The organism is Rhodococcus sp. WS1 (assembly GCF_003797745.1).
GTDB lineage: Bacteria > Actinomycetota > Actinomycetes > Mycobacteriales > Mycobacteriaceae > Rhodococcus_F > Rhodococcus_F erythropolis.
Map to the genome: position 1 here is coordinate 70,843 of NZ_RKLZ01000001.1, position 18,715 is coordinate 89,557.

The following is an 18,715-nucleotide window of genomic DNA, read 5'->3' on the forward strand; positions in this document are numbered from 1 at the left end:
CCTGCCCTCGCCAACACGATACCTTCGGTATTTCGATCAGCGGGACAGATCAAGCGCTCACATCGTCGAGAGCCGCGGCAATCGCTTTCGGAAGTTCCAATTCTTCGGTTGCCAGTACTCCTGTCAACTGGGCGAGATCCCGCGTGCCGACGACGGCGCTGGCCACCCCGGCGCGATCGCGCGCCCAGGCCAGTGCCACCGCCAGTGGGGAAGTACCCAGACCGTCGGCGGCGGTAACGACGGCGTCGACCACCCGGATCGAGGAATCGGTCAGATAGCTCTGTACATCTTGCGAATGTGCTTCGTCGGCGCCGCGGGAATCGACGGGAATGCCGTCGCGGTACTTGCCGGTCAGAACACCGCCCGCCAGGGGTACTGCGGCGAACACTCCGACGCCGTGGTGGGCCGCCGCTGCGAACAATTCTTCCTCGACGCCGCGCGCGAGCAACGAGTACTCGGCCTGCGTCGCGGCGAGTGTTGTTGCGCCACCGGCTCCGACGGCCGTCGCGAGCTGCCAGCCGAGGTAGCCGCGCACGCCCACATACCGCACCTTGCCGCTCGAGACCGCGTAGTCGAGGGTTGCTGCAACCTCGTCGACGGGCGTGAGCGGATCCCAGGTTGCGACCTGCCACATGTCGAGGAAGTCGGTTCCGAGTTCACGAAGAGTCGCGTCGAGCTGGCGGAGCAATCCGCGCCGCGAGCAGTCGACGCGGTCGGTGCCGATCGGAGTGGGATCGATGCCGGCGCTCGAGCTGATGATGAGTTCGTCACGTGGAACGACGTCGTCGAGCAACTCGGCGAGGATCCGTTGCGCCGCACCGGCGCCGTATGCGGGCGAGGTGTCGACCAAGGTTCCGCCGGCCTCGGCGAAGGCGAGCAGCTGCGCCGCAGCCTCGTCGCCGTCCGTGTCGCGTCCCCATGTCAGTGTGCCGAGCCCAAGTCGCGAGACCCGAAGTCCGCTCGTTCCGACAGATCTGTGCTTCATAACCGCCTGCATCTCGCGCCCGACTCGTGTGCGCAAGTGCGGCACCCGAGAGATCTCACCACGTGCAGACTAGTAGGCGCTCGCCTCGAGTCGGGGTATTCGGACACGGACGTGCCGGGCGCGGCGCGGCGTCGTGGGCCCCGGTAGCGTGGCGCCGGTGAAACGTGAACCCGACACACGAAACCTGTGTGCAGTAACCCCATTCGAATCAGCCGGGATCGGTGAGTGATGGGCGAAGCGATGACCTGGCTCCAGGCCGTGATCCTGGGCCTCGTGCAGGGATTGACCGAGTTCTTGCCCATCTCGTCTTCCGGACATTTGCGAATCGTGTCGGAGATATTCTTCGGCAGTGACGCCGGTGCGTCGTTCACCGCGGTGACGCAGCTCGGCACCGAACTGGCTGTGTTGATCTACTTCGCGCGCGACATCGTGAGGATCATCACTGCCTGGTTTCGGGGTGTGTTCAATGCCGAGCACCGGGGCGATCTCGATTACCGGATGGGCTGGTACGTCATCATCGGTACCATTCCGGTCGGCATCCTCGGGTTTCTGTTCAAAGACCAGATCCGTACCGGCGCACGCAATCTGTGGCTGATTGCCACGATGTTGATCGTGTTCGCGCTCGTCATCGCCGCTGCCGAGTACTACGGACGCAAGACGCGCCCGATCGAATCGCTCACAGCGCGCGACGGCATCATCATGGGTTCGGCTCAGGCGCTAGCGCTCATCCCGGGTGTCTCACGTTCGGGTGGCACGATCAGTGCCGGTCTTTTCCTCGGACTCACCCGTGAGGCCGCAGCTCGTTACTCGTTCCTGCTGGCGATCCCGGCGGTTCTCGCCTCCGGTTTGTTCAGCCTCCCGGATGCCTTCGAGCCGGCCGGTGAGGGTCTGAACGCGAGCGGTCCGCAGTTGCTGGTGGCAACCGTCATCGCCTTCGCGGTCGGTTACGCAGCGATCGCCTGGCTGCTTCGATTTGTTGTCGATCACTCCATGTACTGGTTCGTGGGATACAGAATCGCTCTCGGCGTAGTCGTCCTTGCGCTGCTGGCCACAGGGGTCGTGTCCGCGACATAGAGCCCGTTTCGACGTCGACCACCCGTCCGTGCGGCCACCGCCCCATTAGGGTTGTGGAATGACAGTTGTCCTACTGCGGCACGGGCGGTCGACGTCCAACACTGCCCATACCCTGGCCGGTCGAACGCCGGGTGTGGAACTCGACGACCACGGCCGGAAACAGGCCGAAGGCGTCGTCGATCGGCTGGTCGGTCTGGACATCGCGGAGATCGTCCGCTCGCCGCTGTTGCGGTGCGAGCAGACGGTCGGCCCCATTGCCGTCGACCGTGGTCTGACGCCGGTGGTCGAGGATCGCCTCATCGAGGTCGATTACGGCGACTGGACGGGTCGCCCGCTCAAGGAGCTCTTGGAAGAACCGCTCTGGAAAGTGGTGCAGCGCCACGCTTCCGGTGCGGTCTTTCCCGGCGGTGAAGGGCTGGCCCAGGTACAGGCGCGAGCCGTTGCCGCGATCCGAGAGCACGATGCACGGCTGGCCGAAGAGCACGGCAAGGACGTCGTCTGGATCGCTTGCACACACGGTGACGTCATCAAATCGGTTCTCGCCGACGCGTTTGCGATGCACCTCGATTCGTTCCAGCGGATCGTCGCCGAGCCGGCCTCGGTCAGCGTGATTCGCTACACGGCCACACTGCCGTTCGTTCTTCGAGTCAACGACACCGGAGACGTGCTCGCAGCGATCAGTGCAGCGAAGACCGCGACCAACGGTTCGGCTCCCGCGCAGGAGTCCGTCCCCGGTGGAGAGGTCGGTGCGTGAGCTGTGACGGATAATGGGTATTCAGTGATGTTCTGCTCGAACTCGAGGAGGTGCAATGTCGCGCGCGATTCACGTATTTCGCACTCCTGACCGATTTGTCGCAGGAACGGTGGGCGAGCCCGGTGACAGGTCTTTCTATCTCCAAGCCGTGCACGATTCACGGGTGGTGAGTGTGCTGCTCGAGAAGCAGCAGGTTCAGGTCCTCGCCGATCGCATGGGCCTTCTCCTCGAAGAGGTACATCGACGCTTCGGAACCGAGGTTCCGCCGCAGGCCGACGATGTCTCCGATCTCAGCCCGCTGGTCACACCGCTCGACGCGGAGTTCCGGGTCGGCACGATGGGGCTCGGTTGGGACGCCGATGCCGGTGCGGTCGTCGTGGAGTTGCTTGCCGTCAGCGAGACGGAGTTCGACGAATCGGTTGTCCTCGACGACGCCGACGACGGTCCGGACGCGGTCCGTGTGTTCCTGACCCCGGAGCAAGCGCGTGAATTCTCGCTGCGGTCCGAACGCGTCATCGCGGCGGGACGCGCGCCATGCCCTCTGTGTGGTGAGCCGCTGGCGCCCGAGGGACACGTGTGCATCCGCACCAACGGGTACCGACGCGGCGAGTCCTTCGGTTTTGCGATCGACGACGCAGACGACGACGAGGTCTGACGTCGTGTCCGAACGTGGTGTGCCGGACGTTCTGCTCGAGGGTGATCTGACCCTGATCGGCCAGATCACCACGGCAAGCAACGCCACGCTGGTGTGCGAGTCGACTCTGGGGGAGCAGTCCACCCGTGTGGTCTACAAACCGGTGCGGGGTGAACGCCCACTATGGGATTTCCCGGACGGCACTCTGGCCGGGCGTGAGGTTGCGTCGTACCGCGTGTCCGAGGCGCTGGGCTGGGGAGTGATTCCGCGAACAGTGTTGCGGGACGGCCCTTTCGGGCCAGGCATGGTGCAGCGCTGGATTGACACCGTCGATCGCCGCGCGGATGGATCCGGCGGACTCGAGATGGTCGACCTGTGCAGTCCCGGCAATGTTCCGCCAGGGTGGTTCGAGGTCCTGCAGGCCTTCGACTCGGAGGGCGAACCAGTCTCTCTGATCCATGCGGACGATCCACGGCTGCAGCGAATGGCCGTTCTGGACGTCCTCATCAACAACGCCGACCGCAAAGGTGGTCACGCCCTCGAAGGCGTCGACGGCTCGGTGTACGGCGTTGATCACGGAATCTGTCTTCACTCGGAGAACAAGCTGCGGACCGTGTTGTGGGGGTGGGCCGGGCAGCCCGTACCCGGTGCTTTGATCGCCGACGTCGCCGAATTCGCGACAACTCTCGATGGAGATCTCGGGGACGAGTTGTCCGAACTGATCACCGAAGAGGAAATCGTGGCCTTGGCGGTCCGGGCGATGCAGTTCGCCGAGTCCGCGGTAATGCCCGAACCGAACGGCCATCGAACGATTCCCTGGCCGGCTTTCTAGTCTCGAGACGTTTCCTGCTGTTCGCGAGTTGCCGTCTTCAATCCGGGTGAGCGAACCAATCGCAGTAGTTGTTCGCGCAGCGCGGCGACGTCCCCGACGCCGACGGTCAACGCCGCATCTTCCTTCTCGAGCGTCAGTAGTCGCTCGTACGTCAGTCTTCCGGCGTCGGTTATCGCGATCACGCGCCGACGCTCGTCCCGCGGATCGGTGTCACGCGTGACGTAACCCGCTCGTTCGAGACGGTCGATCGTGCGGCTCATCGTCTGATCGGTGACGCGGGCGTTCTTCGCGATGTCGCGTTGAGACGCCGCCCCACCGGCGATCGAGTGGAGCACGATCAGGCCCGCGTGCGTCATGTCCTGAGACCGCAGAACCTTCTCCCACGAGTGCTCTACCAGGCGCGCAGCGGTGGACAACAGCCGGCCGGTTGGCCAGTCGTCCAGGCCGTCGCTGCTCATGTTTTTGCCTTCCGTTTGCAATTACTCAGCATGCTGAACAAAATAGTCGGCAAGTCCTCTCTGCTGCCGATCCCTGGAGACCCAGTGAGCACACCAGTACAAAATCGTCCTGTTCGTCGCCTTCGATGGATTGTGCCAGCTCTCCTTGTGATCGGCTGGCTGGCAATCGGAGGATTCGGCGGCCCGTTCGCCGGAAAGCTCAGCACCGTACAGCAGAACGACAACACGTCGTTCCTGCCTGCGTCGGCCGAAGCCACCGAGGTGGCAAAGCTTCAAGAGAGCTTCACGGACACCCGCTTCGTGCCAGCCATCGTCGTGGCGGAACGACCAGGTGGCCTCGAGCCCACCGACTCCACCTTCCTGTCCCAGACCGTCGATTCGTTTGTCGGTACCGAGGGATTCGGTGACGCGTCATCGCCGCCGATCCCGTCGGCCGACGGCCAGGCGTTGCAGATGTTCCTGCCGGTCGACAGCACCCTCGAGGTCAAGGACAGCGTGAAAGCGCTGCGCGCTGCGCTGGAGTCGAGCCCTGGCGGACTGACAGTCAAGGTCACCGGCCCCGCTGGGCAGGTTGCGGATCTGTCGGCAGCATTCGCCGGTATCGACGGACTGCTGTTGTTGGTCGCCGGATCCGTCGTGATACTGATCCTGATCATCGTCTACCGGAGCCCGATCCTGCCGTTCGTAGTGATCTTTTCGGCGATCTTCGCACTCGGATTGTCGAGCTTGCTCGTGTATCTGCTCGCCGACGCGGACGTCATCGCACTGAACGGTCAGAGCCAGGGCATCCTGTTCATCCTCGTGTTCGGTGCCGCCACCGACTACGCGCTGCTTCTGGTCTCTCGCTACCGGGAAGAATTGCGGATCGAGAAGGACAAGTACGCAGCAATGCGGACTGCGTGGCGCGCGACGCTCGAACCCGTCGCGGCGTCTGCCGGAACGGTCATCGCGGGCGTTCTGTGCCTGTTGCTCTCCGACCTGAACTCGAACCGCGGGCTGGGCCCGGTGGCCGCCATCGGTATCGCCGCGTCCTTCCTCGCGTCGATGACGTTCCTACCCGCTGTCCTCGTTCTGTTCGGGCGGACTGCGTACTGGCCGACCAAGCCGAAGTTCGACGCCGACCGCGAGCACCACGACGAGGCGAACGATCACCGGTTCTGGGCCGGGCTCGCTGCTCGAATCGGACGGCACCCGCGCCGCTTCTGGGTGGCGTCGACGCTGGTGCTTGTGATCTTCGCGCTGATGATGCCGCAGTTCAAAGCCAGCGGTGTCTCTTCGTCCGACATCTTCTTGCTCGACGTCGATTCGGTTGCAGGCCAGGAGATTCTCGGCGAGCACTTCGACGCGGGTTCGGGTTCCCCGGCCGTGGTCATCGCGAATGCTGATCAGGTGGACGCCGTCGCGGCAGCCAGTCGCGTGGAGGGCGTCAGCGACGTGAGCGTCGTACAAAACGGGGGAGCCCCACTGGTTGTCGACGGACGAGTCTCCCTGCAGGCGACGCTGACTGACGCTGCCGACTCACTCGAGGCCGAAGACACCATCGTGCGGCTACGTGATGCAGTTCACTCCGTGGACGGCGCCGACGCGTTGGTCGGTGGCGTCACTGCGACCGACCTCGACACGAAGACCACCTCGACACGGGACCGGACACTCATCATTCCCGTGGTGATCATCGTGGTGTTCGTGATTCTCTCCTTGTTGCTGCGTTCGCTTCTCGCACCGCTGCTTCTCATGGGCACCGTTGTGCTCTCGTTTGCTGCGACACTGGGCATTTCGTCGCTGGTGTTCGACCACGTCTTCGGGTTCCCCGGCGCGGATCCGGTGGTCCCGCTGTTTGCGTTCGTGTTCCTGGTGGCTCTGGGAATCGACTACAACATCTTCCTCATGACGAGGGTGCGTGAGGAAGCGCTGAAGATCGGCACTCGGGCGGGTGCGCTGCGGGGACTCACCGTGACCGGCGGGGTGATCACCTCTGCCGGAGTTGTTCTGGCAGCAACCTTCTCGGCGTTGGCGGTGATCCCGCTGTTGTTCCTCGCGCAGATCGCGTTCATCGTGGCGTTCGGTGTCCTGCTCGACGCTCTGATCGTCCGATCCTTGCTGGTCCCGGCCCTGACCTACGACATCGGTCAGAAGATCTGGTGGCCGAGCAAGCTCGCGTCGACGCCCGAACCGGAGCAGGATCAGCCAGCACCTTCCCAGCCTCAGAGCAGTCTCCACTAGGCTCGGCAGCATGCAGTCTTGGTCCGATACCGCACTCCCGTCCGTTCCCGGTCAGGGGCCGCCGTTGCGGCTGTACGACACAGCCGACCGTCAGGTTCGCCCCGTCACCCCGGGCAAGAAAGCGACGATGTACGTCTGCGGCATCACCCCGTACGACGCCACCCACCTCGGTCACGCCGCCACCTACCTCACGTTCGACCTCGTGAACCGCATCTGGCGCGACGCCGGACACGACGTCCATTACGTCCAGAACGTGACCGACGTGGACGACCCGCTGTTCGAGCGGGCTAATCGCGACGGCGAGGACTGGATCGTCCTCGGCATGCGTGAGACCGCGCTCTTCCGGGAGGACATGGAAGCGCTGCGCGTGCTTCCGCCGAAGGACTACATCGGGGCCGTCGAATCGGTGAACGAAGTAGTCGAGTTGGTGGAGAAATTCGTAGCGTCCGGCGCCGCGTACATTGTCGACGACGCGGAGTTCCCCGACGTCTACTTCCGCGCCGACGCGACCGAGCAGTTCGGCTACGAGTCGGGCTACGACCGCGCGACGATGGAGAAGTTCTTTGCCGAACGCGGCGGAGATCCCGATCGCGTCGGAAAGCGCAATCCGCTCGACGCTCTTGTCTGGCGGGCGGAGCGTCCGGGCGAGCCTTCGTGGCCCTCACCCTTCGGACCGGGGCGCCCCGGTTGGCACATCGAGTGCGCGGCCATTGCTCTCAACCGCATCGGCTCCGGCTTCGACGTCCAGGGCGGTGGCAGCGACCTGATCTTCCCGCACCACGAGTTCTCGGCAGCACATGCCGAATCGGCAACGGGTGATCGCCGTTTCGCGCGGCACTACGTGCACACCGGCATGATCGGCCTCGACGGCGAGAAGATGTCGAAGAGTCGCGGAAACCTGGTCTTCGTCTCCAAGCTGCGCGGCGAGGGGGTAGACCCAGCGGCAATCCGTCTCGGATTGCTCTCCGGCCACTACCGCCAGGATCGCGCGTGGACCGATCAGGTCCTCGAGGATGCTCAGTCGCGTCTGAAGGTATGGCGCGAGGCCGCGGCTCTCGATTCCGCGCCGTCAGCCACCGACACTGTTGCGCGTTTGCGTCAGCATTTGGCCGACGATCTCGACACTCCGAAGGCGCTCGACGCGCTCGACGGTTGGGCACGCCGCGCCATCGAGGGCGGCGGATCCGACACGCAGGCACCCGGCGAGTTCGCCGATGCCGTCGACGCTCTGCTGGGTATTTCACTTCGCTGAATCCCTGCTGTGCGCCTTTATTAACCGCGGGCGGTTAATAAAGGCGCACAGTGGTTTCTAGGCGTAGTCCAACGCACCTTCGGCTGGTGTCGGGACCCGGCGCCGTAGCGGCGAGCCCAATGCCCGCGCCAGATCCGTTCCGTCGTGCTCGGCGAGCAGCTCACCGTTCGACCACACCAGCAGCGCGGCGCTGACAGCTTGTTCGGCCGTGGAGTGCGCGAGGTCGTAGTGCGCACAGCCGGGGACGTCTGCGTACGTGATCCACAGGTCGTAGCCGGTCATGAAGAGATCCAGGTCGAACTGAACGCTCAAGCCGAGCAGCTCGCTGCGTCCGTTGTCGTCGACACCGGCGAAGGCCTCGTCCAGTGCCAGCAGACGCGGGGCGTGCGGGTCGGCCGAGTCCAGCATGACGTGCGCCGCGGCGAACAAAGGAAGGTGCAGCGAAACCGACTGCTCGCCACCGGACAGCGCGCTGTGCCGCGCGACGGTAAGGCGGTCTTCCTTGCCCTCACCGCTGATGAGGGTGAACGAGAACACGCGCCACTGCCTGTAGTCGAGCGCCGAGGACAGGATTTCCGGGTACGAGCGTTCGGGGTGCGCCGCGCGGGCGGTACGGATCTGGGTCGCGAAATGAGCTCGCAGAGTAGCCAGTTCATCGACGCCGAGGGCCGACGCATCTCGATCCAGCAGCTTGGAGATCGCCCGCGAGCTGTCGTCGAGGTTGTCGGCGAGCACCCAGTGAACGCCGATGGTGTTGCCCGAGGACATCCGACGCTCACGCATCTCTGTGCCCATCTGTGCGATCAACACGCGTGCATCGACCGTGCGCTCGTGGATCTGCTGAGCCAATCCGGTCAGCAGGGCATCTTCGAGAATGCGACGCTCGGATTCGGTGAGCAACTGCTCCTGATCGCCGCGAGCATCGTGGATCCGCGTTGCGAATTCACCGATCGACGAATAGCCCTGATCGTCCTGCACTCGTACGACGGTCAGTCCGTCCGGTGCGTCCCACTGCAGGCGGTAGTCCTGTCCGGCCGCTGCGAGTTGGGCGTCGAAGTCCTGCAACGCCGAGGTCAGTGCCGTGCGGGTTGCCTTGCGGGCTCCGTCGGTGACGCGTACCGCCGAGGTCGCAGCCTCGAGCGCTCGGTACAACTTGTCGACGTCTTCGGGGAGGACGGGCGGATGGGCCGCGTCCTCGCTGCGGTCTTCGTTCTGGATGCGGTAGACCAACTGATCGGGGCTCATCCACGCCGCTGAACTTGCCGGCCAGCTCAGATGTTCCTTGACGCCCAACAACTCGAGAAGGTCCGGGCGAGCATAGGGTGCGAGTCGCTCTGCATCACTGCGGGTTTCGGTCAGGGTGTGGCGCAACGTCTCGACGGCGGTGTTGTACGCACCCTCTGCCGTGCCGATCTGGAGTACCGCAGCGTCGTACGCCTTTCGCGCAGCACGCTGTTCGACCTTGCATTCTTCGATCTTCGCGCGGGCTTTTGCCAGGTCGAGGTCGATCTGCTCGGCGCTGGCCCCGAGGGTGTCGCGCAGTGTCTCGAGGCGCTGGACCTGCTGAAGCAGACTCTCCTCGGCGATGGCGGCCTCTTCGGCGAATTCCTCCGCATTGGCGCGTGATTCGTCGAGACGGTCGCGAGACTCGCGTTCGAGTTCGACTTCCTTGGCATGTTCGCGTCGGCAGCGCAGCGCCAGTTCGCCCTGCTTCTCGAAATGACGGATCGCCGCCGCGAGGGAGTCGAGTTCACGGCCGACGTGCGGGGTCCGGTGCTGCGACGCCGTCGCCCGGAGTTGCTTTTCCTTCGCCGCGAGATCGGCGATCGCCGCATCGAGTTCGCGTTGTGCCGTTTCCGTGGCCTCCGAGCGAGTGCGGAGTGCACCGGCGGATTCGGTGACGGTTTTGAGTGCGCGGAGGATCGATCCTGTCTTCGGCAATTCCTTTGCCGCAGAGTTGATTCGGCTCAGCTGCTCGTTGGTCTGCGTCACCAGTGCCTTGGCTGCATCGACTGCCGCGGCAAGTTCTTCCAGAGCCGCGTCGATCTCGGTGATCCGAGCTTCGCGTCGACGCGCCCGCGCTGTCGTGCCGATGTACTCGGCGTCGGCCTTGACGTGCCGGCCACGCGCGACGCCCTGCCAGAAGCGCCCGTCGACGCCGATCGCGACGCTGGCATCGGAGTCGCCCGGTGCCTCGACGAGACTGATCGACGCGAGAATGTCCTGTACCCGAGCGTCGGGTACGTCGGCATTGCCTTCGACCTCGAGGACGTCGGCCAGCGTTCGTCCCTTCGGGCGCTGTTTGACCGGCAGAGCGGTCAGGAACTGCTCACTGACGTGATCGGGAATCGTCTCGTCGGGGCAGACCCAGCCGTCCAGCAGATTTGCCGCCTGGAGTGCGGATTCGATTCCCGTGGCCACGTCTGGTTCGACGGAATCGGCGAAGCGCACCAGCTGCCACAGCGGTGCCCCACCCAGATCACTGCGGTTGTCGGTGCGTGCGTGGAAGGCCGGCGGAGCGTCGTCGTGTTCCGCCGAGACGGCCTTGCGCTCGGATTTCAGAGCTGCGATGGAGGCGTGCGATGCAGATATTTCAGCTTCGGCCTCACGACGTCGCTCGCGCAGCGTCTCGGTGCCTGCCTCGGTGTGCTCGGTGAGAACTGCGGACAGCGCCGGAGCGTCCTCGTCGCCGACCTCGGCGAGCGCCGCGTCGAGAGCCTCGAACAGCGACGTGTCTGCGCCGACAGCTGAGAACAAGGAAGAGTGATCGGTCCACCACGCGCGCAGCCCACTGGCGCACTGACTGCGTGCGAGTTCCACGGCAGCTTCGCCTTCGAGCACAGCGGCCTTGGACGCTTCGAGCAGCTCTTGTCCACGGCGCGAGCTGTTTTCGGCCCGGGTTCGTTCGGTAGCGGCCTTCTCGACGGTCGCGAGCGCAGTGCGGACGACGCGTACGTCGCCGTCACGCTCCTCGGCATGGCCACGCACTGCTGCGGTGATCTGGTCGCTGCGTGAGCCGTCGGGCAGGGGAGTCCAGACGATTCCGGCGTCCTCGGCTGCTGCCTGCAGTTCGTCCTCGGCACGTGAGAGTGCCTCGGCTGCACGCTTGACCGACGATGCAGCCTTGTCGGCTTCGTCGCCGCGCTGCGCGAGTGCAGCCTGCGCCTTCCTCGACTTGTCTGCCTGTTGCTCGGTCGAGAGCTTGAGCGTCGAGACGGCCTGGGCGAGATCGTCGAGTTGCTGTTTGCCTTCGTAGGCGCTCGAGCGTTGCAACGCCTCGACATTGGCGCGCGCGTTCTCGAGTGCCTGCTCGGCCTGGTTGAAGCGCTCCTCGGCTGCTGCCCGGGCTTCACGGCTGCGGGTCTGGGCGAGCGACGACTCGTCCATGGCGGCAACGCCTCTGGTGACTGCTGCGAGGCGGGTGCTGACCTGTTCGATCTCTCCGCGCGACTGCTGACGCAGGTACTTGGTGTAGACGCCGATGAAACTCTGCGCTGCCTGATCGGCGGCTGCGAGCCCCTCGAGCGCGCGGCCGACCTCTTCCATATCGCTGAACGAACGTGCAGCTTCGAGGACGAGTTGGTCGTCGAGTGGACGGAGGCCGTCGGTGAGCGCTTGCGAAAGGCCCTTCGGATCAAGGTTCTTCGCGAGCTGGGGACGGCGAAGCGTGAGAATGAGATTGATCAGCTGGTCGTAGCGCTGCACTCCGAGACCGAACATTCGCGCGTCGATCGCGGTGCGGTAGTCGAGGGGACGGTCGGTGATGGAATCGCTGCCGAGTTGTTCGGCCAACTGCTTCTTGGTGAGAGGACGATCGTCGTTGCCGATCAGCGAGAAGTCGACTCCGACGCGGCCGTCGGCGACGAAGTACCAGCGGGTGACCTTGTCGTTGGTACGGGTTGCCCGCATGCCGATTCCCACGGTCACCGACTCGGGATCTTCGAGGGAGCCGCGGCAGAACTCCATCCACACGTAGGAGTGCGCGCTGTCCTGGCCCCGGTAGAGAAGGTTGGACTTCATCGTGCGCTCTTCACCGGCGAAGGGGTTGAGGCGCCGCGGTTCGATGCGGCCGTCGAAAACGAACGGGAACAAGACCTCGAGGGCCTTGGTCTTACCGGATCCGTTTGGCCCTCGTAGGACCAGTCGACCGTCGGCGAACGAGAACTCCTGGTCTCGGTAATCCCAGAGGTTGATGATTCCAGCCCGAGTAGGTCGGAAGCGGGCGTTGCTCATACGTTCTCTACCTCTGATAGTTCGCCGTTGGTGGAAGATTCGGGGCCGAATTCGTCGACCGGATCCGGTGCGGAGTTGTCTACCGCGAAGTCGATCTGAGGATCGCGTTCGCGTACGGAGACCACGACGTCGCGGTACCGGGCAAGGACGGGCAACACCAGTACGCCGCCGTCGACCGCATGCGTCAGGCGCAGACGTTGCAGCAACCCGAGCGCCTGCTTGCGCAGCCCGTTGTGATCGGCCTGCCATTGCGCTGCAAACGTGCGACCGAACTGGTCCACCAACTCGGTGACCTTGTCGGCGAGCCAGTCGTCGTCGATCATCGGGTACGTGACGGGTTCCGGGGGCTCGGCCGGTTCGCCGGCGGGCAGCACGAAATCGTCGTCCTCGTCGGCGAGGTCCTCGAAGATCCCGGCCTCGGGGATGGCGGCATCGAGTTGTTCGATCAGGTGATCGTCCGACACGTGCGGGATCGGAAGTTTCGGCAGCTCCGGAGCGTCGACGTCGAGTACGCGGTCGGCAATCTCGCCGGCGAGGAGTAGCGCTACCTGGGCGATCGTTCCGGTGCTCGGGAAGCGGACGTCGGAGAGGCGACCGGTGGGATCGATCATCGCGATTCCCTCGGCGCGACGCTCGGCCACCAACCCCGTCAGTAGTTCGACTTCCGACGCGGTCTTGGGCTGCGCCAAGGCGATCAATTCGTGCTGATCGAGTTCACCCGCCAGTACGACCGGCCGCTCGACCAGTGCCCGACGCACTCGGCGTCCGATCTCTTTCGCGTCCACAGGAATTCCGTCGTCCTCGGCAGCGCTCGAGGTCTCCGTGGCCAGGAGTCCGCGGATGGAGTGCAGGTGCTGCAGTGCGCGCGGCGGACGGAACAGGGCTACGACGACGGAACGGTCGATGTCGTAGAGCGCTTCTCCCGCTTCGGGATTGGACGCCCAGCCGTTTGCGTCACCGTCGGCGAGTGCGATGGCGCCTCTGACGCCGAGCCAGCCCACTGCGTCGACGAAGGCGTCGCGGTCCGACGCACGATCGGTAGAGAGTTCGACGCCGTCGACTTGTGCAGCGTCGGCCGCGACGTGATCGGCCAACTCCGACAACGTGATCTGGTTCCCGGCGCGGCCCAACGCGGCCAGGCACAGTGCCAGGTAGGCGTAGCGCGTGCGATCGAAGGTTCGCTCGGAGGCAGTTCGGGCCGGTGCCGACGGGTTGAGTCGATCCGACACCGTGAACAGGCGCGCGGTGGTCTCCGTCACCTCGAGGCGGTAGCCGAACAGTTCGAGTAGGTCGTCACGCAGCTCGGTGGCCCACCGGCGCAAGAGCGGCAACGCAATTCGATCCGGGTACGTCGAGGTGATCAGGTGGTTGGACAGGATCACTCGCGCCGCGCGTTGATACGAGTCGAGGGCAAGGGGCGTGATCTCGCGAGCTCTCATCGAACACTGACCTCGATGCCGTCGAGGTGCATACGCCCGCGGGCGGTCTTGATGGTGGTCGAACCGTCCGAGGGACTGAGCGTCAGCTTCACCCCGTTCTCACTACCGGTGGAACTCTTGACGCGTCCCACCACCGGAACCCGCGCGGTCAGTGCTGCATTGAGCAGACTCAGCAAAACTTCGGTCTCCTGCTCGTTGAGTTCACGCTGATAGACGCCGTTGGACGCGAGTGATTGCGCCGCAGCGCTGCGCGTACGTTGCGCTGCCAACTGCTCTTCGCGTAGGCGGCGGATGCTGCCGTCGTTGCGGGCGACCTTGCTCGGCAATCCTGGTGAGGGCGGGCGACCGGTTTCGGCGAGTGTTCGCGCGATCTCGACCGGCGGTGCCTCCCACCACGAACGTGAGTGAGAAATGATGTCGGCGTCCGGATGCACCATCGAGAGGTGGCGTGGACGGCCGAGGTCGAACACTGCCTGGAACAGAGCATGAGCTGCGTCTTCGGACGGCGTGGCGGCGAACCAGCCGGCGAGGTGCCGGAGCTGGCTCTCGCGGCTGACGCCGCCGCGACGGGTTTCCGTGACGCGGCGAAGGAGCGCCAGAACCGCGGCGATCGCGCTCATCGTGCCCTCACGTAGACGCTCGGACTCGCTGATCCCCGATTCCGCGGAGACGAACCAGGCGGTCAATCCTCGCCAACGCGCAGCCCAGTCGTCTTCGCGTTCGGTGATCGGGACGAACACCCGTTCGTCACTGGCGGCGGCGAGGCGGATCATGCGATCGACCCCGGTGGATTCGACGTGCTCGATCGCTTCCTTGAGCTTGGGGGCGAAGCGCGCCAGATCGGAGCTGAACTCCCGCATGTGCGTGAGCAGAGCGTCCTTGTGCGTGAGGAAAGCCTGCGGAGTGATCTCCGTGGTCCGTACGAGGTCGCCGAGGGTCAGATAGAAGTGCGCGGCTCGATCGGCCATGTCGGAGAGCGTCGAGTCGAGGCGCTTGAGCTTGCGGAAGATCAGGTCGCCGTCGGAGCTTCGGTTGGCCTCGGCGAGTTCGGACATGTCTGCGAGCAGGTCCGGCAGAGCGAGGCGCGAGAGCGAGGCCGAGTCCAGGCGTGCGGCGAGAACGTCTTCGACTGATCGATAGACCTGGTATCCGGCCTGACCGAACTGGTAGACGAAGTGGCGATTGCGGTACTCGGCCAGCGTGGCCGCTCGGGTGCCGTCGTAGCTGCGCTCGAGGATCTCCCACACATGGAGCTGATCCAACAGGGGAGTGACCTCTGCTGCCGACAGATCGGCCGCCGGATCCGATCCACCGATCTTCTCGAGGATTTGCGCGACGGCTCCGGCATGCAGCAGGACGGTGTAGTTGGCGCGAGCATGGTCGAAGGCACGAAGTACCCAGAGGTACTCGGCCCGTTTTTCCGCGATCGTGAACGAAAACAGCTTCAGTCGATTGGTGTCGGCGTACGCGGCGTAATCGGGCGCACTCGTTTCTTCCACCATGACAGGGTAGGCGAGAGACGCCCCCTCTTTTTCCTACGGGCGATCCGTAGCAGGGGATGCGGCGCGTCGCCACTGCGATTCGTTCTCGATCATCCATGTGAGCAGGTGCCCGGCCGCCGCCTCGTCGGAGTCCGGGCCGACCAGCAGATCGGCGAACGCTTGGCTGGGGGCGACGATGCGGATGCCGTCGCGGGTGAGCAATCGGTCGAAGGCAGACGGTGAGAGGGGAGCGGTGATCCACACGTCACCGCCGGATTCCACCCGCCGTAGTCCGAGAGCGTCGGCGAACTGATCGACGTTGTCGGCATGGAAGTGGGCACGTCGAGTGGGCGCGTACCGAGCAAAGGGTGCCGCGGCCACCGAGGCGGTACCGGCGTAGATGTGACCGCTGAGCTGACGCAGTTGATCGAAGAGTGCTTCCAACCCGTCCGGCGCGTGAAAGCCGTGAGGCGTCGGCGCTTTGGCGCCGGCTTCAGCCGCCCATTCACGAAGCATCTTCGGCCAGCGGACGTCACCGATCCCACCGCGGGGGAGCCTGGTCACCAGTTCACGATCCGACAGTGTCTGAACCACCCGATAGGTTGCTCCCGTCGACGCACCGGCCAGGCGCACCAAGGCAGTGATCGCCAGTGGCGCCGCGAAATCGGCAAGCGCACGCACGACGCGAGCTGACGGATCGCCCGTCAACTGTCCGGAAGGACGTCCGGGCCCCCGCCACGGATCGGCGTCGGCTCCGCGTCCACGCACCCAGACGGCGGGTCGATCAGCGGTCAACGACACGTTGCCCGTGGCGTCTGCGTACGAGATCGCGTGGGAATCGAGCTGCCGGCGGACCGGCTCGGACAGATATTTTGCGCACACGAAGCCGGGTTGACCGGTGGGGAAGCGATCGGCGATACCGGGAACGTCGCTGCTCAGGACACCGTGAGCGGCGTAGACGCCGAATTTGGCCACCGCGCCGTCAGGGGAGCGGAGGTCGAGTCGGAGTGGCGCCTCGGACAGGTCGGGGGAGCGCTGTGTCGACAAAGACCAGGTAGGAGGCAAATTTTCTTCGATGACGGCAACCGATCGCCGAAAAATGTCGATCGGCCGTTCCGGTTCCGACTCAGATTCGCTCATGTTCCAATGGTATCAATATCTGTCGACGACGGAAACACAAGATTTTCCGAACAATGTTCGCCCTGACAGCCTCGCGACAACGGTGGTCGCTTTCGCCGACAAACTCACTACCTACACAACTTCAAATTCGAAACTGCCGAGACCGATCAGCGTTGCTTCGGCATGATCAGGGGAGCGACGACGGCGAGCAATAGTGCGGGGATCAGGAAGCTCGCGGCAGGCGAAGAGTCGTAAATCGGTGTCAGGGCCAGGGGAGCAAGAGCGGCGCCGCCGAAGCGCATCGCTTGGACGACCGAGACAGCGCCGCCACGGTTGGGCCCCGCGGATCCGAGCACCGCCGCGTTGACGCCGACAAGGACGAACTGGCTCGCGACACCTGCGACAAACCATGCGATCGCGATCACCGGCACCAAGCCGGCAAGGCCGACGACGGAGACCAGAACTGCTCCGCCCAGTGCACCGATCATCACGGAGGAGCGTGCGCCGATGCGATCGATGAGGATTCCGATGCGCCGGGCCGAGAGGATGCCGGCCACGCCGAAGACGGTGAGCAGTAGGCCGCGGACGGTGGGGGACAGCCCGAACTCGTCTTCGAAGCGGAAGGCGAGCAGGAAGCTCAGTCCACCGAGGGCGCCCCAGCCGAGCAATGCAGCGATACCGATGCGGAGCACTTCGGGGCGTAATGCATCGCGGAGACGGGCGGGAGTGGTCGCTGCCGGTGCTTCGGACTTCGGGAGCCCGACGGCTCCCAGGATGCCCGCGACCACTGCGATGACGAGAAAGGCCAGACGCCAGTCGAATTCGGCCGCCAGTCCGCCGATCAACGGAGCCGACGACTGCCCTGCAGCCTGGAATGCGCCGAAGGCACCGAGGGCTCGACCCAATCGAGCCTGCGGAGTTGCGGCCGCCAACGAAGCAAGCAACAGCGGCGTGGTGAATGCGTTCGCGGAGCCCTGCAGTACCCGGGCGGCCAGGAAGATCTCGAGTGTCGGGGCGAGAAAGCATGCCAACGACGCGAAGACGTAGACGCCGTATGCGATCCGCACCGTCCGGACCTTGCCCCACCGTGTCCCGAGCGTCCCCGACACCAACATCAGAGCGGCGAAGGGGAGCAGGTACGCGGTGAGGGAGGAGGCGGCCGCCGACGGTCCGACCCCTAGATCGTCACCGATCTCGGGGAGGATCGAAGCAACCACGCCGCCGCCGAACGGGCCGAGGAACCCGCCGGCGTACAGCGCGATCAGTTGAAGCCGGAGGCGCAGTGGGCGCTGTGTACTTCCACCTTCTTCTGGAGTGTTCTTGCTCACAGTCCGAAGCTGCCGGGGCCTCGCCGTCTGAGGTAGCGCTCGAATTCCGCGGCGATGGCGTCGCCGTCGATCTTGGAGATTGCTTCGCTGATGTCGGTTTCGGCGTCTCCCCGCTCTTCCAGGGTGCGCACGTATTCGCCGATTTCCTCGTCGTCCGCAGTCATTTCGTTGACCGCTTCCTCCCAATCCTCCGACTGAGCTGGGAGTTCACCGAGGGGGACCTCGATGTCGAGAACATCCTCGACTCGTTGAAGGAGGGCCACTGTGGCCTTCGGGTTGGGTGGCTGCGAGACGTAGTGCGGAACCGCTGCCCAGAACGAAATAGCGGGTACACCAGCACGAACGCACTCATCCTGAAGAACTCCGGTGATGCCTGTCGGACCTTCGTATCGGGTCTGTTCGAGGTTGAATCGTGCCGCGGATTCGCTGCTGTACGCCGTGCCCGTGACCGGCACCGGGCGGGTGTGCGGAGTATCGGCGAGCAGGGCTCCGAGGATGACCACGGTCTTGACGTTCAGTTGGTCGATCAACTCGAGCAGATCCTCGCAGAAACTGCGCCACCGCATGTTGGGTTCGATCCCGCGAAGAAGGACGATGTCGCTCTCACTGCCTGGAGGCGAACAGACCGACAAACGTGTTGCCGGCCAAACAATTTCGCGAGTGACACCGTCGACCTGACGGACCGTGGGACGGTTGACCTGGTAGTCGTAGTAGTCCTCGGAATCGAGTTCGGCGAGCGGCTGGGCATCCCAGATCAGCTCGAGATGTTCGACCGCACCGCTGGCTGCGTCACCGGCGTCGTTCCAGCCCTCGAAAGCTGCAACGAGGATGGGATCACGTAGGACAGGGATGTCGCCCTCGAGGCGGTCGCTGCTGTCGACGGCAAAGCCGTCAGGGCTCTCGAAG

General features: G+C 64.7%; 14 protein-coding genes. 6 read left to right on the top strand and 8 right to left on the bottom strand.

Annotated features, from left to right (window positions below):
- Positions 1–49: 49 nt before the first annotated feature.
- Positions 50–985, bottom strand: a complete 936-nt coding sequence (locus EEB12_RS00355; protein ID WP_003946175.1) for an aldo/keto reductase — start codon at positions 983–985, stop codon at positions 50–52.
- Positions 986–1,213: 228 nt separating this feature from the next.
- On the opposite strand from EEB12_RS00355, the gene EEB12_RS00360 reads away from it, so the two are divergent.
- From EEB12_RS00360 to EEB12_RS00375, 4 genes are read left to right on the top strand one after another with little or no spacing between them, the layout of a single operon-like run.
- Positions 1,214–2,059 carry an undecaprenyl-diphosphate phosphatase gene (locus tag EEB12_RS00360; protein ID WP_019748539.1) on the top strand — a complete coding sequence of 282 codons (846 nt, stop codon included), beginning with the start codon at positions 1,214–1,216 and terminating at the stop codon, positions 2,057–2,059.
- 58 nt (positions 2,060–2,117) lie between these two features.
- Entirely contained in the window at positions 2,118–2,813 is a 696-nt protein-coding gene (locus EEB12_RS00365; RefSeq protein ID WP_019748538.1) for a histidine phosphatase family protein, read from the top strand.
- A gap of 55 nt (positions 2,814–2,868) precedes the next feature.
- Positions 2,869–3,468, top strand: coding sequence for a DUF3090 domain-containing protein (locus tag EEB12_RS00370; protein ID WP_019748537.1), 600 nt, complete (start codon positions 2,869–2,871; stop codon positions 3,466–3,468).
- A 4-nt stretch (positions 3,469–3,472) separates the two neighbouring features.
- Positions 3,473–4,279: an SCO1664 family protein gene (locus EEB12_RS00375; protein ID WP_141487251.1), complete on the top strand. Its 807-nt coding sequence runs from the start codon at positions 3,473–3,475 to the stop codon at positions 4,277–4,279.
- Here the strand turns inward: EEB12_RS00375 and EEB12_RS00380 are convergent.
- A complete protein-coding gene (locus EEB12_RS00380) occupies positions 4,276–4,737 on the bottom strand; it encodes a MarR family winged helix-turn-helix transcriptional regulator (protein WP_003946187.1) in 462 nt (153 codons plus the stop codon). The genes EEB12_RS00375 and EEB12_RS00380 overlap by 4 nt on opposite strands.
- A gap of 30 nt (positions 4,738–4,767) precedes the next feature.
- Between EEB12_RS00380 and EEB12_RS00385 the strand changes: the two genes are divergently transcribed.
- Together EEB12_RS00385 and mshC are read left to right on the top strand one after the other, a co-directional pair.
- Complete coding sequence (locus tag EEB12_RS00385; protein ID WP_258537309.1) at positions 4,768–6,957, top strand: MMPL family transporter; 2,190 nt, start codon at positions 4,768–4,770, stop codon at positions 6,955–6,957.
- Between the two features lie 10 nt (positions 6,958–6,967).
- Positions 6,968–8,209, top strand: coding sequence for a cysteine--1-D-myo-inosityl 2-amino-2-deoxy-alpha-D-glucopyranoside ligase (mshC, locus tag EEB12_RS00390; RefSeq protein ID WP_020969678.1), 1,242 nt, complete (start codon positions 6,968–6,970; stop codon positions 8,207–8,209).
- Between the two features lie 57 nt (positions 8,210–8,266).
- On the opposite strand, the gene EEB12_RS00395 is transcribed toward mshC, so the two are convergent.
- The 6 genes from EEB12_RS00395 to EEB12_RS00425 all read right to left on the bottom strand — a co-directional run bounded on the left by EEB12_RS00395 (position 8,267) and on the right by EEB12_RS00425 (position 18,660).
- A complete protein-coding gene (locus EEB12_RS00395) occupies positions 8,267–12,442 on the bottom strand; it encodes a TIGR02680 family protein (RefSeq protein WP_046378586.1) in 4,176 nt (1,391 codons plus the stop codon).
- Positions 12,439–13,881, bottom strand: a complete 1,443-nt coding sequence (locus EEB12_RS00400; protein ID WP_021344333.1) for a TIGR02678 family protein — start codon at positions 13,879–13,881, stop codon at positions 12,439–12,441. The genes EEB12_RS00395 and EEB12_RS00400 overlap by 4 nt, the downstream gene beginning before the upstream one ends.
- On the bottom strand, positions 13,878–15,383 hold the full coding sequence (locus tag EEB12_RS00405) for a TIGR02677 family protein (RefSeq protein WP_141487253.1): 1,506 nt from the start codon (positions 15,381–15,383) through the stop codon (positions 13,878–13,880). The genes EEB12_RS00400 and EEB12_RS00405 overlap by 4 nt, the downstream gene beginning before the upstream one ends.
- Before the next feature lie 33 nt (positions 15,384–15,416).
- Positions 15,417–16,502 carry a hypothetical protein gene (locus tag EEB12_RS00410; RefSeq protein WP_141487254.1) on the bottom strand — a complete coding sequence of 362 codons (1,086 nt, stop codon included), beginning with the start codon at positions 16,500–16,502 and terminating at the stop codon, positions 15,417–15,419.
- Positions 16,503–16,648: 146 nt separating this feature from the next.
- Positions 16,649–17,809 (bottom strand): MFS transporter, encoded by a 1,161-nt coding sequence (locus EEB12_RS00420; protein WP_020969675.1) that lies wholly within the window; start codon positions 17,807–17,809, stop codon positions 16,649–16,651.
- A complete protein-coding gene (locus tag EEB12_RS00425; RefSeq protein ID WP_223257810.1) occupies positions 17,806–18,660 on the bottom strand; it encodes a PAC2 family protein in 855 nt (284 codons plus the stop codon). The genes EEB12_RS00420 and EEB12_RS00425 overlap by 4 nt, the downstream gene beginning before the upstream one ends.
- Positions 18,661–18,715: the final 55 nt, after the last annotated feature.

What these genes read in the sequence shown, in the direction of transcription:
- EEB12_RS00365 (WP_019748538.1), top strand. Translation starts at nt 2,118, where the DNA reads ATGACAGTTGTCCTACTGCGGCACGGGCGGTCGACGTCCAACACTGCC.
- EEB12_RS00410 (WP_141487254.1), bottom strand. Translation starts at nt 16,502, where the DNA reads ATGAGCGAATCTGAGTCGGAACCGGAACGGCCGATCGACATTTTTCGG.
- mshC (WP_020969678.1), top strand. Translation starts at nt 6,968, where the DNA reads ATGCAGTCTTGGTCCGATACCGCACTCCCGTCCGTTCCCGGTCAGGGG.
- EEB12_RS00380 (WP_003946187.1), bottom strand. Translation starts at nt 4,737, where the DNA reads ATGAGCAGCGACGGCCTGGACGACTGGCCAACCGGCCGGCTGTTGTCC.
- EEB12_RS00405 (WP_141487253.1), bottom strand. Translation starts at nt 15,383, where the DNA reads ATGGTGGAAGAAACGAGTGCGCCCGATTACGCCGCGTACGCCGACACC.
- EEB12_RS00360 (WP_019748539.1), top strand. Translation starts at nt 1,214, where the DNA reads ATGGGCGAAGCGATGACCTGGCTCCAGGCCGTGATCCTGGGCCTCGTG.
- EEB12_RS00370 (WP_019748537.1), top strand. Translation starts at nt 2,869, where the DNA reads ATGTCGCGCGCGATTCACGTATTTCGCACTCCTGACCGATTTGTCGCA.
- EEB12_RS00395 (WP_046378586.1), bottom strand. Translation starts at nt 12,442, where the DNA reads ATGAGCAACGCCCGCTTCCGACCTACTCGGGCTGGAATCATCAACCTC.
- EEB12_RS00355 (WP_003946175.1), bottom strand. Translation starts at nt 985, where the DNA reads ATGAAGCACAGATCTGTCGGAACGAGCGGACTTCGGGTCTCGCGACTT.
- EEB12_RS00400 (WP_021344333.1), bottom strand. Translation starts at nt 13,881, where the DNA reads ATGAGAGCTCGCGAGATCACGCCCCTTGCCCTCGACTCGTATCAACGC.
- EEB12_RS00385 (WP_258537309.1), top strand. Translation starts at nt 4,768, where the DNA reads ATGCTGAACAAAATAGTCGGCAAGTCCTCTCTGCTGCCGATCCCTGGA.